This window comes from Chryseobacterium sp. YR221, from assembly GCF_900176315.1.
Taxonomy (GTDB): domain Bacteria; phylum Bacteroidota; class Bacteroidia; order Flavobacteriales; family Weeksellaceae; genus Chryseobacterium; species Chryseobacterium rhizosphaerae.
In genome coordinates, this window is the sequence record NZ_FWXM01000007.1 from 114154 (window position 1) to 128398 (window position 14245).

Annotated in this window: 13 protein-coding genes; 7 read left to right on the top strand and 6 right to left on the bottom strand. The window is 36.6% G+C overall.

Annotated features, from left to right (window positions below):
- The first annotated feature begins 84 nt into the window (after positions 1–84).
- Positions 85–963, top strand: coding sequence for a hypothetical protein (locus B8967_RS19250; RefSeq protein ID WP_084087276.1), 879 nt, complete (start codon positions 85–87; stop codon positions 961–963).
- A gap of 72 nt (positions 964–1035) precedes the next feature.
- Complete coding sequence (locus B8967_RS19255) at positions 1036–2013, top strand: polyprenyl synthetase family protein (RefSeq protein WP_084087278.1); 978 nt, start codon at positions 1036–1038, stop codon at positions 2011–2013.
- A gap of 55 nt (positions 2014–2068) precedes the next feature.
- Here the strand turns inward: B8967_RS19255 and B8967_RS19260 are convergent, their stop codons facing one another.
- Entirely contained in the window at positions 2069–2860 is a 792-nt protein-coding gene (locus B8967_RS19260; RefSeq protein WP_084087280.1) for a hypothetical protein, read from the bottom strand.
- 181 nt (positions 2861–3041) lie between these two features.
- Complete coding sequence (locus tag B8967_RS19265) at positions 3042–3335, bottom strand: hypothetical protein (RefSeq protein ID WP_047486547.1); 294 nt, start codon at positions 3333–3335, stop codon at positions 3042–3044.
- 137 nt (positions 3336–3472) lie between these two features.
- Between B8967_RS19265 and B8967_RS19270 the strand changes: the two genes are divergently transcribed.
- Positions 3473–5905 (top strand): alpha-ketoacid dehydrogenase subunit alpha/beta, encoded by a 2433-nt coding sequence (locus B8967_RS19270; protein ID WP_084087282.1) that lies wholly within the window; start codon positions 3473–3475, stop codon positions 5903–5905.
- 89 nt (positions 5906–5994) lie between these two features.
- Here the strand turns inward: B8967_RS19270 and B8967_RS19275 are convergent, their stop codons facing one another.
- Together B8967_RS19275 and B8967_RS19280 are read right to left on the bottom strand one after the other, a co-directional pair.
- Positions 5995–6411, bottom strand: coding sequence for a carboxymuconolactone decarboxylase family protein (locus B8967_RS19275; RefSeq protein ID WP_084087284.1), 417 nt, complete (start codon positions 6409–6411; stop codon positions 5995–5997).
- A gap of 109 nt (positions 6412–6520) precedes the next feature.
- On the bottom strand, positions 6521–7129 hold the full coding sequence (locus tag B8967_RS19280; RefSeq protein ID WP_084087286.1) for a hypothetical protein: 609 nt from the start codon (positions 7127–7129) through the stop codon (positions 6521–6523).
- A gap of 130 nt (positions 7130–7259) precedes the next feature.
- On the opposite strand from B8967_RS19280, the gene B8967_RS19285 reads away from it, so the two are divergent.
- Entirely contained in the window at positions 7260–7541 is a 282-nt protein-coding gene (locus B8967_RS19285) for a hypothetical protein (RefSeq protein WP_084087287.1), read from the top strand.
- A gap of 81 nt (positions 7542–7622) precedes the next feature.
- Here B8967_RS19285 and B8967_RS19290 read toward each other — a convergent pair whose 3' ends face one another.
- Entirely contained in the window at positions 7623–8006 is a 384-nt protein-coding gene (locus B8967_RS19290) for a winged helix-turn-helix transcriptional regulator (protein WP_047487133.1), read from the bottom strand.
- 166 nt (positions 8007–8172) lie between these two features.
- Here B8967_RS19290 and B8967_RS19295 point away from each other — a divergent pair, with 166 nt between their 5' ends.
- Complete coding sequence (locus tag B8967_RS19295) at positions 8173–9234, top strand: NADH:flavin oxidoreductase (RefSeq protein ID WP_047486540.1); 1062 nt, start codon at positions 8173–8175, stop codon at positions 9232–9234.
- A 452-nt stretch (positions 9235–9686) separates the two neighbouring features.
- On the opposite strand, the gene B8967_RS19300 is transcribed toward B8967_RS19295, so the two are convergent.
- Positions 9687–10889, bottom strand: coding sequence for a C1 family peptidase (locus B8967_RS19300; protein ID WP_047486539.1), 1203 nt, complete (start codon positions 10887–10889; stop codon positions 9687–9689).
- Positions 10890–11206: 317 nt separating this feature from the next.
- Here B8967_RS19300 and B8967_RS19305 point away from each other — a divergent pair, with 317 nt between their 5' ends.
- Both B8967_RS19305 and B8967_RS19310 read left to right on the top strand, forming a co-directional pair.
- The gene (locus tag B8967_RS19305) at positions 11207–11725 is read left to right on the top strand and encodes an RNA polymerase sigma factor (protein WP_084087289.1); all 519 of its coding nucleotides are present in this window, start codon (positions 11207–11209) and stop codon (positions 11723–11725) included.
- 12 nt (positions 11726–11737) lie between these two features.
- Positions 11738–14185 (top strand): vWA domain-containing protein, encoded by a 2448-nt coding sequence (locus tag B8967_RS19310; protein WP_084087291.1) that lies wholly within the window; start codon positions 11738–11740, stop codon positions 14183–14185.
- Positions 14186–14245: the final 60 nt, after the last annotated feature.

Consider the following 14245-nt stretch of genomic DNA (forward strand, 5'->3'; position numbering starts at 1 on the left):
GAGCAAAATGTACTTATTTTTTTATCCCACGAATCTCAACCCCCGTCTTCTCTCCGTTTAAACTTAAAGCCCTATTTTTGTCTTATGAAAAAAATCCTTCTGGTTACTAGCCTTATCATTGGTCAGTTCGCATTTTCACAGCAAACTGATTTTCTAAAAATAAAAAAATACAGAGTCAGTTATCTGGATCATAAAATTGAGGAAACTTCAGGATTGAGTATGTTCAATGGAAAATTATATACTTTCAATGACAGCGGTAATGCTCCGGAATTGTTCGAGATCAGCAAAACATCAGGAGAGATTTTACATACTTTAAAAGTAGATGCTAAAAACACAGATTGGGAAGCTCTTACCAATGATGGCACTCATTTTTATATAGGAGATTTTGGAAATAATGACGGAAGCAGGAGGCATCTTAAGATTTTTAAAGTGCCCGTACAGAATGATAGCCTGCAAAACAGCAGCCTAAAGGAAATTCTGTTTCACTATCCGGAGCAGACGGACTATATATCCAGCTATTATAATACGGATTTTGATGCAGAAGCCATGGTATATGCTCATGGGAAAATTCATCTTTTTACAAAAGAATGGGCAGCGAAAGCCACCACACATTATACAATAGAGCCTGAAGTATATGAAAAGCAAGGAGCTGTAAAGACAGAATCTTATAAAACCAATTTTATGGTAACGGATGCCGCTTACTTTGATAAGAAACTTTATTTGGTAGGCTACACCAAGAAAACAGAGGTTTTTCTGGATGTTTTTACGGAAACAGAACCGGGGGTATTTTTTAAAGAAAGACCCAGGCATTATTATCTTGGAAGTGCTACAGCCATTGGGCAAATAGAAGGAATAGCAGTAGATGAAAGCGGAATATATTTATCCGGTGAGAAATTCAGATATTCAGTAGTGAGAACAAAGCAGGCATTTTATTTTATTCCTAAAGAAAAACTCAAAGATTAATTTTTCTTAAAATTGACCGAAAAAAATTATCTTTGTGAGAATAAATAATTATTCACCCAGCATTCGCAGATTGTGGCAAACATTGTAGAAGACATTAAGCAACCGATCAATGAGGAAATGAAACTTTTCGAACAGAAGTTTTATGAATCAATGCAAAGTAAAGTTCCCTTATTAGATAAAGTAACCCGCTTTATTGTTACAACCAAAGGGAAACAGATGCGACCTATGTTTGTATTTCTTTGTGCTAAACTGGTGGGTAATGTTAATGAAAAGACCTACCGTGGAGCTTCTATGATTGAGCTGATTCACACGGCTACCCTGGTACATGATGATGTAGTGGATGAAAGTTTCAAACGTCGTAATTTCTTTTCTATTAATGCTTTATGGAAAAATAAAATTGCTGTTTTAGTGGGGGATTACCTTTTGTCAAAATCAGTATTATTATCTACAGACCATAAGGATTACGATTTACTGGGTGTCATTTCCAGAACAATCCGTGAAATGTCCGAAGGAGAGCTTTTGCAGCTTGAAAAAGCCAGAAAGCTTGATATTACAGAAGATGTTTATTATGAAATTATCCGTCAGAAAACAGCGACTTTAATTGCTGCCTGCTGTGAAATTGGAGTGCTTTCCAATAATGCGGACGAAATACTTGCCAAAAAAATGCAGGATTTCGGTACTTACACCGGGATGGCCTTTCAGATTAAGGATGACCTTTTTGATTATTTAAGCTCTAATGTAATTGGAAAACCTGTAGGAATTGATATTAAAGAGCAGAAAATGACGCTTCCTTTGATTCATGCTCTGGAAACAGCCAGTGAAAAGGATAAGAAATATTACTTTGATACCATAAAACGTTATAACAATAATCCTAAAAGAGTAAAAGAGCTTATAGAATTTGTTAAAAGTTCCGGAGGATTAGAATACGCAGTAAAAATCATGACAGAATTTCAGCAAAAGGCTAAAGATATTCTTAATGAGTTTCCGGACTCTGAAGCGCGAAACTCTTTACATAGTATGCTGAGCTATGTTATTGAAAGGAAATTTTAAGAATAAAAATACATAATAAAAAATCGGAGTGCTTATCGCATTCCGATTTTTTCTTTTAAATTTTCTGAATCGTTACGTTGGTTACATTTCCACTTCCGGTACTTCCGGTTTCCGTCGCCAGAACTGTACAGTTTTGATTAGGTGCAGCTGTAAAACGGATTTGATAACCGGCAGTTGGAATGACCAGCATGATGGTATAATTCATGAGCTCTCCTACGGTTCCGGAAGTTGCTGTAGCATTATAATGACTTCCCCTTCCCAGATAATTGGCATCAGGAACAGGACGTACTCCCAGAAGTAGCTGGGTTCCGGCTGCCGCATTTGAGAAACTGGCCTGCAGGGTAATCAGGTAATTTCCTGGCTGGTTGAACGTCAAAATTCCCGTACTTGTATTATAGGAATAAAATGGCGAAGTTGCTAATGGAGTAGAAAACAGTAATGTGGTAATAGAAAGCGTCGTAAGACTTTGGCTGGCCGTAAGACGGGCATGAAATAACGAATAATCCGTAAAATTGATGGTCTTTAATACTCCGTTTGCATCGGCTACTACAACCCTGTCGTTTCCTCCCACCCCAATATTGGAGTTAATATTTCGAATTCTGACATTTCCTGAACTAACATCCAGTTTGTCCGTAGGTACAGTAGTTCCAATACCTATATTTCCTGTTCCCGTTACAACAAAATCATTAGCCTGCTGCAGTACAGAAGGACTTCCGGTTGTCGGATTATCTTTTGCTGCATCCACGTGGAAGGCAGCCTGGGGATTACTTGTATTGATCCCTACCTGTGCAATTGTAAGCGTAGGTAATGCCAAAGCATTTACCAACGCCAATAATGTAATTTTCATCTGTTTTTTTTTTTGAGATATGCAGGAGTGAAATTACAAATATGATAGTGAAAAAACAAATATATCATTATGTAGTGACTTGCTTGCTTGTTTAGGTGTTTTTTATTTATTAATTTTAATCTTTATTTATTTAATTAGTAATTTTAAACAGATTTTAAAGCGATAAATAGGATAATATTAATTAAAGTATTTTCATGGTTACAATAATAACAGCTAGAACTATACAAAATAAGGCGAATAAAAATAAATAATCCGCAATAGTCTCAAACTTGCTTTCCTTCTTTTCTGCTTTTGTTCTGATAGCCAGAAAAGAGAAAAAGCAACTGCATGCGAAAAGTAGGCAAGCTAGCCCTGCAAATTCGTCCAAATATGTATTGCGACTGATTTTACTGATTTTCAGTGAAGTAATAATGATCAGTGAGAATCCTAAAAGATTGCTCGATGCATTAAGAATATGAGGTGACTTTTTTTCCATCTTTACAATTTTTTTCAAAATAAAGCACAATTTTTTTTATTATCAAATTTTTAAAAAAGATTATTAAAAATTAAAATTAATTTAAAAAGTGTATATTAGCAAAATACTTGAAGAATAAAAAACTTTTTTACTTAGCTATGCAAACAACCTATATTGAAACACAGCAAATATCCTTTCAAGATTTTAAAAATCAGATACTTGGAGATTACAAGTTAGGAAGGATCTCTCGTGAAATGTCTTATCTCGGAAGAAGAGAAGTTCTCACAGGAAAAGCTAAATTCGGAATTTTTGGAGATGGTAAAGAACTTCCTCAGTTGGCAATGGCGAAAGTTTTCAGAAATGGTGACTTCCGTTCAGGATATTACAGGGATCAGACTTTTGCATTAGCAGTAGATGCTTTAACAGTAGAAAGCTTCTTTGCACAATTATATGCTGACACCAGCGTAGAAAGAGAGCCGGCTTCAGCAGGAAGACAAATGAACGGACACTTTGCAACAAGAAGTTTACATGAAGACGGAAGTTGGAAAGACCTTACAGCACAGAAAAATATTTCTTCTGATATTTCTCCCACTGCAGGACAAATGCCTAGATTGTTAGGATTGGCTCAGGCTTCTAAAATCTATAAAAGCGTAACCTTTGAAGGTTCTGAAAAATTCTCGAAAGGAGGGAATGAGGTTGCTTTTGGAACCATTGGTGATGCCTCTACAGCAGAAGGTCATTTTTGGGAAACATTGAATGCTGCATGTGCACTTCAGGTTCCTATGATCGTATCTATCTGGGATGATGGTTACGGAATTTCAGTTCCTACAAAAAATCAGAGAGCTAAAGCAGATATCAGTGAAATGTTAAGTGGTTTCCAGAGAAAAGAAGGAGACAACCAGGGTTGTGAAATCATCCAGGTAAAAGCTTGGGATTATCCTGCCTTATTAGATGCTTATGCAAGAGCAGAACATTTTGCAAGAACAGAAAGTGTTCCCGTAGTAGTGCATGTAGTGGAAGTTACTCAGCCTCAGGGACATTCTACATCTGGATCTCACGAAAGATATAAAAATGAAGAGCGTCTTGTTTGGGAAACGCAGTTTGACGGACTGGTAAAATTCAAAGAATGGATTTTGAACTATTCTATTGAAATTGAAGGAAAAGACGAAGTCATTGCTACCGTTGAAGAACTGGATGCTATTGATGATGAAGCTAAAAAAATAGCAAAAGCAGGTCAGAAAGTGGCTTGGGACAGCTATCAGAAAACAATTACAGATTTGGTGCAGTCTATCTTGCCTTTAGTGGAAAATCTTAAAGGTCAGAATACTGAAGTTGAAGCTTATATTTCTCAATTCAACAAGCTGGTTTCTAAAGCTAAAAAAGATGTTTTCCACTTAATCAGAAAATCTTTACTGGCAACAAGAGGAACTCATTCTGCAGAAAGAAATCAACTGATGCAGAAGTACAATGAAGTTTTTGAAATTGAAAAAGACAATTATTCTTCTCACCTGTACTCTCAGTCTCAATGGAAGGCTGAAAATGTAAAGGAAATAAAGCCGGTATACTCGGATAGCTCTGAAGATGTAGACGGAAGAGTAGTGGTAAGAAATAACTTTGATAAAATTTTTACAAAATATCCTGAAACTTTAGTATTTGGTGAAGATGCCGGAAATATCGGTGACGTTAACCAAGGGCTTGAAGGAATGCAGGAAAAGTATGGCGAATTGCGTGTAGCAGATACCGGAATTCGTGAAGCTACCATCCTTGGACAGGGGATTGGTATGGCAATGAGAGGATTAAGACCTATTGCCGAAATCCAGTACTTAGACTATGTTCTTTACTGTTTACAGGGAATGAGTGATGATTTGGCTACCGTACAATATAGAACAAAAGGGGGGCAGAAAGCTCCTGTAATCATCAGAACAAGAGGCCACAGATTAGAAGGAATCTGGCACTCAGGTTCTCCAATGGCGGGGATTCTGAACCTTTCAAAAGGAATCCTGGTATTAGTTCCAAGAAACTTAACAAAAGCTGCAGGGTTTTACAACACGATGCTTCAGACGGATGAGCCTGCAATTATTGTAGAATGTCTGAACGGATACAGATTAAAAGAAAAGCAGCCTGATAACTTAGGTGAATTCACTGTTCCTGTAGGTAAAATTGAGGTTACTAAAGAAGGGAAAGACGTTACATTGGTAACTTATGGTTCTACCTGGAGAGTAGTTTCTGAAGCCGCTAATGAATTAGAGAAATTAGGAATCTCTGCAGAGGTTATTGATATCCAGTCATTAATTCCTTTCGATTTATCTCACGAAATTGCTGAAAGTGTTAAGAAAACAAACAGATTAGTAGTTATTGACGAAGATGTGGAAGGGGGAACAACAGGATTTATCCTACAGCAGATCTTAGAAAAGCAGAAAGCATTCAGATACCTGGATTCAGATCCGTTAACGATTTCTGCCAACGATCACAGACCAGCATATGCAAGTGATGGAGATTACTTCAGTAAGCCGTCTACAGATGATATGGTAGAAAAGATCTATGCTATGTTCAATGAAACAAATCCTCAGAAATATCCTGCGATATTCTAATTGGGATTTAAAATAATAAAACGGCGAGCTTTCAGAATTCTGAAAGCTCGCCGTTTTTTATCATAATCATAAAAAGTAGATCTGAAATTTTAATCTGCTTCAGCCAGAGTGATTCGCAGCGTATTCAGCGTATTCATTAAAGTGATACTTGCTGTCAGCTCTACAACTTCCCGCTCTGTAAAATGTTCGGCCAATTTTTCTTTGATCTCATGCCAATCATTGGTATGGTGAATGACAGCCTCTGCCCAGCTTAAAACAAGCTTTTGCTTAGCATCAAATGCATAGGTGTGTTTCCAGCCCGGAAGCTTATTAATAACATCTTGTTCAAAGCCAAAGCGGAGGAGCTCGTTAGCATGGTAACTACAGCAATAGGGACATCCGTTAATCTGGGATATCCGTAATTCTACCAGAGCAATAAGCTTTTCGTCAATACCGGATTTTCGGATACTGGTGTGCGCTTTATACAGGTGGCCAATGGTTTCTTTAGCTATTTCTTTATAATTCATAATGGAAATTTTATACAAATTTGAACTATAAACATATCAATAGCTATATACTTACTTTTTCGTGTTATACTTACCCTTTTGAAAGTATCCCGGATAAGAACTCTATATATTAATAAAATTGCGTCACCGTCTCAATAGCTCCAGTTTCAGGATCAGCAAAGAGATAGACACCTCCGTTATCGTGGAATATATCACCGTTCTTAATGGCTATTTGTCCTAAAAAGAATAAAGGTTTGTTGTTTTTAATCGGCCAATTGGGATTTTGTATCCATTGAGGAGGTTTCGTCTGATATTTAAAAAGCTCAGCATACCGTTGTTTCATGTACAGCTTTTGATCAGTTTTTGAAAGGGTTTTATCTTCCGGTAAAATGTATTTTTCAATAAAGTCTGGTTCTGCATCGATATATTTGGGACTTGTACTTAGAATCAGATTATACTCATAGGAGTATTGGGTTGAAGAAGTGAATTCAACTCCTATTTTTGAAAGAAATAGCTTTACGGTCCCATGGGCGTTTAATTTTCCGACAGAACTCTTATAATCCTGTTCTGCTAAATATAAAAATGGATTGGTATCCTGTAAATAAGTTCCTTGCCAAGTAATGCTAGGGTCTGAAAGAATTTTTTCTAAATCCGGATTGGTATAAAGCTGTTGTTCAAAATCTTTTTCAGAAATTGTATTCTCAACAAAGTCTTTCAAAATCTGTATCCCGTCTGCCATCTGAAAATATAGTTTGTCTTAAAAATTATTGCTACAGACCAAATGTACGTATTATCCGGCTGTGCTTTATGTTGCATTATCTTATATATTTGTTTATTAGAACAGAAACCAATTTGATAATACGCAATAAATGATGAAAGAGATCCAATCATTTTTAAAAACCAGAAAAACAGCATTAATAATTTCTATCTTATACGTTGGTACAGGAACTTTGGCAGTGTCCTCAATTGCAGGGAGCGATCCTTTATATGGAGAATGGTCATTTTATGCTTTGCTATTTACATTCCCGGTCACATTTTTCAGTTTTATATATAGATTTGCCGAGCCGGATTATGTAATTCCTGTATTATTGATTCAGTTTGTGATGTTTCTGATTACATTTTTTATCCTGTCATTATTGATGAAAAAATAACGCTAAGAAGTAAGGTAAGCCAAATTTTTCTCCTTTAAAGAAATCCGAATATATCCGAGTTGGAAATAAAACAAAAGGCTGTCAAACATTGACAGCCTTTTTACTTTCTTTATTCAGTATACTACAATCTTTTGTTTGTAGTCCTTTAACCTGGTATTTTGCTTCCCATTCCTCAAGCAGGTATAGAATAGGCAGTAAAGCCAGTCCTTTTTCCGTAAGAGAATATTCTACCCTTGGAGGAAGTTCTTTAAATTCTTCACGGATCACCAGACCATCACTTTCCATTTCCCGTAACTGGTCAGTCAGAACCTTTCTTGAAATAACATTAATACGTACAGCAAGCTCTCCAAAGCGTAATTTCCGGTCTTTGATCACCAGTACAATAATGGGTTTCCATTTGCTTCCCAATGCGGCCATTGCCTTACCCAAAGGGCAGCTGTATTGCATTAATTCATTCTTTTTCATAGGGAGATATTTATTTTTTAAGCACATATAGAATTGAGATTCCATATGTTACTTTGATGTTACTAATGTAAGTTACTGCGAAGTTACCACTATTTTTTTAATAAGAGATACAAAAATGAACTATTATTAGTTACTTTGTGTAACAATTATAAAACAATATTTAAAAATGAGCACATCGTCATTATTTAAACCGTTTCAATATAAGAATTTACAGCTTAAAAATAGAATTGTAATGGCTCCTATGACCAGAGCACAATCTGATAATGGAGTTCCTACACAGAATATAGCAGACTACTATGGGAGAAGGGCAGCTTCAGAAGTTGGATTGATCCTTTCTGAAGGAACTGTCATCAACAGACCCGGATCGAAAAACTTACAGAATATCCCGGATTTTTACGGCAATGAAGCCCTAAACGGATGGAAAAACGTCATTGATACCGTACATCAGAATGGAGGTAAGATGGGTCCACAGATCTGGCATGTAGGGGACACAAGAATGTCTGAAGATTACCCGCTGGTTTCTATGGAAAAAGCTTCTACAATGACCATTGAAGATATTCAGGATACTATTGCCCAATTTGCGGCATCAGCGAAATCTGCAAAAGATCTTGGTTTCGACTGTCTTGAAATTCATGGAGCACATGGCTACCTTATCGATCAGTTTTTTTGGGAAGTAACCAATACCAGAACAGACGAATATGGCGGTAAAACATTAAAAGAAAGAAGCCGATTTGCCGTGGAGGTAGTAAAAGCCATCAGAGCAGCAGTGGGAGAGGACTTTACGATTATCATCCGTCTTTCACAATGGAAGCAACAGGATTATAAAACAAGGTTAGCATTTACTCCCAATGAAATGGAAGACTGGTTATTACCTTTAAAAGAAGCTGGAGTAGATATTTTCCATTGTTCGCAACGCCGTTTTTGGGAACCAGAATTTGAAGGTTCTGATTTAAATTTTGCAGGATGGGCTAAGAAAATTACCGGTCAGCCAACCATTACGGTAGGTTCTGTGGGATTAAACGGAGACTTCCTTAATGCTTTTGCCGGTCAGGGGACAGAAAAAACTGACCTTACAGAACTGATCAGAAGACTTGATCATGAAGAATTTGATCTGGTGGCGGTAGGAAGAGCAATTTTACAGGATCATCAATGGGTCAATAAAATCAAAGAAGGAAATACAGCAGAACTTCTTGATTTCTCAGCAGAAAGTATGGGCGTATTATTTTAAATGGAGTGGTGAATAGGGGATGAGTTTCGCTGTCAATTTTTAACAGCATATTTTATTCACTGCGAAGCAAAATTGACGATTCACCATTCAGTTTATCATCATAATTCACTTTATTTTATATTTAATTTTTTCACCTATTTATTAAAGAACCGGCTTTCAGAATTTCTGAAAGCCGGTTTTGATTCTAGTTCTGGTATCTCCATGCCGTAACGGCAGATTCGTAAATCCAGTCCATTAGCTTTCCAAAATATGCAGCAGTTTTATGTTGGATGGATTTTGCAATATGTTGTGAAATAAATTAATATATGTTATCCTGTTTGTATAGGATCCTGCACAAAAAATACTGGGTATGAGAAGTCAGGATAAAACAAACCCGCTCCCGGATTTTCCGGGAGCGGGTTTTTAACAGATTTAAATATCTAAAACTGCCTTATAGCGGCAGAAGTGATTTCCTATAAACCAATATTTTTTGTTGGTTTCAACTGCTTCAAAATACTTTTTGGAATTGCATTTTTGTGAACCAAAATAGCAGTTGATTTGTATTCAACATAAGGTCTTGATACATAAAGGTATCCTGCAAAGTCATTGGTAACTCCCCAAGAATTTTTTACCATATAATATTCTTTACCGGTCTGGTCTTTGGCTAAACCTACGATATGCATACCGTGATCATCTGTTGTAGAAAGGTTGTTTAGAGCTTTCTGACGCATATCTTCAGTAATTGTTTTATCCTTTTTAGGCTCTGTAAACAACGTCTGCTTATTTTCAGCCGTAATTTGCTCTAAGTCCATATCAGGAACATAAGCTACCCCATTTTTGTAAGAAAAATAAGGCTCAGAAACATCAGTTGCCCACCCGATAGAATATCCTTTATTCACAGCATTGTCGATAATAGCTGTAAAATCTTTCATCGGAACATTCCAGTCAGAATCATGGCTCCAGTTATCAGGAATTGGAACTACGAATTTCTGATAATAAGGATAATCTTTGTAAGATGATAATTCTACATAATCTTCGGGATTAATTCCTACCACTTCTTTTGCGAATGTTTTGGGAGTGTAGTTTTTCCCTTCATACGTAAAATTAGCAGGTACTTTTCCTAAATATTCATCAAGAATAGCATCCACAGAATCCATCCAGTTATCAGAAAGCTTTCCTTTTGAAGAAGCCTGAACCAGACTATCCAATACCGGCTTTATTTTTCCTTGCATTTCTTTGAAGTTGTTCACTGTTTGTCCGGCTTTTAATCCAGAATAAACATCTTGAGGAACAGCTCCATACTTTTTGTACATATTGATTACATCGTGAAGTTCTCCACCGTCACCCCAACTGATAGCTCCGTTATTTAAAACATATAACTTCGCTTTATCATGATAAGAATTTCTGGCCGTGAAAATTTCAGCAAGATCTACAGGCTTTTTGCCCATTCTCTGCATTTCAGATTCAAGGAAAGAATTTCCTGAGTAGCTCCAGCAAGTTCCTGATGAACCCTGGTTCTTTACAGAAGTAGCACCAACGTCTTTTAGCGTTGTGAACTGAAAATTAGCATTTTGTGAGTGGTTATTTTTTAACTTATTGATTAAGTCATCTTGGGCAAACATCATACTTCCTGCAGACAAAACAAAAAGCAATGATGCGATTTTCGCATTTTTCATTACTATAAAAAGATTATTTGTATTAATAGTCGTTGATAATAGAGATTTGTTACAGAGGGAAAAGTTAAATGTAAAATGAAAAATTTTTCATAAAAAACTAAAAAAAGTGAAAAAGCTAAGAATAAATTTTATGATTCAGAATGAAAAACAGATTCAGGATTAATCAGTACATTCATTTTAGAGCTTCCCCGGATCCGCTTTTCTGCTTTCTCAGCGGTCTTTGCCTATTCATATATTTACTCTATTTTAGGAAAAAGTTTACCATGTTTCCAACCTACTCAAAAATTTCTGCATCTATCCTGATATAACTCCTGACTATGGAACGAAAATTATTATTAGAATGCCAGCGTAATGACCGCAATGCCCAGCGGAAGGTTTACGAGAAAATGGCGGGCAGACTGTACGCTGTCTGCAGACGCTATCTGAAAAATGATGAAGATATTGAAGAAGTATTGGCAGATACCTTTTACAAGATCTTCACAAAGATTGACCAGCTTCAGAATCCTGAAACCTTTGAAGCCTGGGCAAGGAAAATTGCAGTGAATGAATGTCTGCAGAAACTAAGAACCAATAAAGTCATGTTTATTTCTTTAGAAGACAACTTTAGCCATTCTTCAGAAGGAACGGCTGAAAATATTTCTTTTGAAAAAGATATTATGAGCCTGCTTAGTTTTCTTCCCGAAGGATGCAGAGCAATCTTTAATCTTTTTGCCATTGAAGGCTATCCTCACAAAGAAATTGCCACAATGCTTTCCATAAGTGAAGGAACATCCAAATCTCAGCTCAATTTTGCGAGAAAAAAATTACAGGAACTCTTGGTGAATCAAAACATTTAAACTTTTACAACAATGGAAAATAATCATATAGATCAACAATTCAATGAAGCTTCGAAGCTTTCAGAAGAACCTACGGTTTTTCCTGGTTTTGAAAAAGTCTGGGGAAAAATTGAAGAGAAATTAGACCATAAAGAAGAGAAAAAAAGGACGATCCCTATTTGGTTCCCTTACGGAGTTGCCGCCAGTCTGGTCATAGGGTTAGGAGCTTTATACTTTCTGAATACAAAAGATGCATCAGAGTCTGTACAGCAGTCAATAGCAGATATCAGCACTTCAAATGAATCTGTTGCCAGTACTAATATTGCCCAAATCGACAGTATAACAAAGATGAACATTCAGAAAGATAAAAATAATGCTGAACCTGCTGTAGAAAAAATAGCTGTTCATACAGATCCGGTTCCGGGGCAGCCTTTTGATGTGGCGATGCCGTTACCTGTGCCTGCTCCACCCATACCATCAATTCCTAAAATCCAGGTGGCAGCAAATGAATATTATGTGCAAAATGCCAAAAATATTGAAGTTTCAGACAGAAGAAAAGGGGTATATCCACCAGATGGTTATTATACCCAAAATAAAAACGCTGGCGAATATACCCAGCCAATTGAGGAGGTTGTACTGACTGCAATGGGGGTTAAAAGGTCTAAAGCTTCCACGGCATCAGCATCGAGTGTTATTACTTCAAACAGTATTGCTCCTCAAACCTCTGTTGTCAGTACTTTACAGGGAAGAGTTGCAGGAATACAGATAGGATCATCAACAAACAATCAGGTAAACATCAAGGGGGCGGCATCTGTTGCTCCCGGAAAAGATCCTTTGTACATTGTGAATGGAAAAATTGCTGATGCTGATGATTTCAAAGCGTTGGAACCCAGTAAAATTGAAAACGTAGCCGTATTAAAAGATGCAGCAGCCACAGCATTATACGGAAGCAAAGCCGCTAATGGAATCATTGTGGTTACCACCAAAAAACTTTCAAGAAGGGAAAGAAAAAGAATAGAAAAACTTCAGGAAGAAATCAATAAACAGAAACAGATTTCTCCTGTAGCCAATGATGAAAGCTATGATGCTTTTATAGAGAATCCGTTTGAACTGACCCAAAGTCAGCCATTATCTACATTTTCTATAGACGTCGATAATGCTTCATATTCCAATGTCAGAAGAATGATCAATAATGGAGAGGCTGTCAATAAAAATGCAGTACGGGTAGAAGAGATGATCAATTATTTTACATATGGTTATCCACAACCTAAAAATGCAGATCCTTTTTCTATTAATACGGAATATAATAAAGCACCATGGAACCCTGATCATCAATTGTTGAAAATAGGACTTCAGGGGAAAAATATTCCAATGGATCGTTTACCTGCTTCCAATCTGGTTTTTCTTATCGATGTCTCCGGATCAATGGATGAACAGAATAAGCTGCCGCTACTGAAATCATCTTTTAAGGTACTGCTGAATCAGCTCAGACCTAAAGATAAAGTAGGAATTGTAGTATACGCAGGAAGTGCCGGAATGGTCTTACCTCCTACATCAGCTGGGGAAAAAGATAAAATTATTCAGGCTTTGGATAGATTACAGGCTGGGGGAAGTACAGCAGGAGGGGAAGGAATTGAATTAGCCTATAAACTAGCTCAGGAAAACTTTGTAAAAGACGGAAATAACCGTGTGATCATTGCAACCGATGGAGATTTTAATGTTGGAGAATCATCTACGGCAGATCTTCAGACGCTTATTGAAGAGAAAAGAAAATCCGGAGTTTTTCTTACCTGTTTAGGCTTTGGAATGGGCAACTATAAAGATAATACCCTGGAAACCTTAGCAGATAAAGGAAATGGAAATTATGCCTATATCGACAATATGCAGGAAGCCAATAAGTTTTTGGGAAGAGAATTTGAAGGAAGTATGTATGCCATTGCCAAAGATGTAAAAATTCAGATTGAATTTAATCCGGAGTTTGTAAAATCCTACCGATTGATCGGCTACGAAAACAGAAAGCTGAGAAATGAAGACTTTGTGAATGATAAAATAGATGCCGGAGAACTGGGAAGTGGGCATACGGTTACCGCTTTGTATGAGATCATTCCTGCCAATGTAACATCTGATTTTCTTCCTAAAGAGAGTGGATTAAAATATACACAGACTATTTCTTCAAAGAAATTTGGAGAAGAGTTGGCTACGATCAAATTCAGGTATAAAAAACCGGATGAAGAAAAGAGTCAGGAGATCAGTCAGGTTGTTAAAAATTCTGACCGTAACATCTCTTCAGCTAGTCCGGATTTTAAGTTTGCTTCTTCTGTAGCATGGTTTGGATTGGTACTAAGAGATTCCAAACTGATTAAAGGAAAAGACTTACATGCAATTGAGAGTTTAGCCAAAGAAGGGAAAAGTAAAGATGAAGAGGGATATAGAAGCGAATTTATAAGGTTGATAGAGATTTATAAGACAATTCAAAAGTAATCCATGAAAAAAGAAATTTCCTCGGAAGTTTCTTTTTTCATATTTTTAAGCATACTAATA

Excerpts from the sequence above, each read along its gene's own strand:
- B8967_RS19300 (WP_047486539.1), bottom strand. The coding sequence starts at position 10,889 with ATGAAAAATGCGAAAATCGCATCATTGCTTTTTGTTTTGTCTGCAGGA.
- B8967_RS19250 (WP_084087276.1), top strand. The coding sequence starts at position 85 with ATGAAAAAAATCCTTCTGGTTACTAGCCTTATCATTGGTCAGTTCGCA.
- B8967_RS19275 (WP_084087284.1), bottom strand. The coding sequence starts at position 6,411 with ATGAATTATAAAGAAATAGCTAAAGAAACCATTGGCCACCTGTATAAA.
- B8967_RS19305 (WP_084087289.1), top strand. The coding sequence starts at position 11,207 with ATGGAACGAAAATTATTATTAGAATGCCAGCGTAATGACCGCAATGCC.
- B8967_RS19270 (WP_084087282.1), top strand. The coding sequence starts at position 3,473 with ATGCAAACAACCTATATTGAAACACAGCAAATATCCTTTCAAGATTTT.
- B8967_RS19285 (WP_084087287.1), top strand. The coding sequence starts at position 7,260 with ATGATGAAAGAGATCCAATCATTTTTAAAAACCAGAAAAACAGCATTA.
- B8967_RS19280 (WP_084087286.1), bottom strand. The coding sequence starts at position 7,129 with ATGGCAGACGGGATACAGATTTTGAAAGACTTTGTTGAGAATACAATT.
- B8967_RS19310 (WP_084087291.1), top strand. The coding sequence starts at position 11,738 with ATGGAAAATAATCATATAGATCAACAATTCAATGAAGCTTCGAAGCTT.
- B8967_RS19295 (WP_047486540.1), top strand. The coding sequence starts at position 8,173 with ATGAGCACATCGTCATTATTTAAACCGTTTCAATATAAGAATTTACAG.
- B8967_RS19290 (WP_047487133.1), bottom strand. The coding sequence starts at position 8,006 with ATGAAAAAGAATGAATTAATGCAATACAGCTGCCCTTTGGGTAAGGCA.
- B8967_RS19260 (WP_084087280.1), bottom strand. The coding sequence starts at position 2,860 with ATGAAAATTACATTATTGGCGTTGGTAAATGCTTTGGCATTACCTACG.
- B8967_RS19265 (WP_047486547.1), bottom strand. The coding sequence starts at position 3,335 with ATGGAAAAAAAGTCACCTCATATTCTTAATGCATCGAGCAATCTTTTA.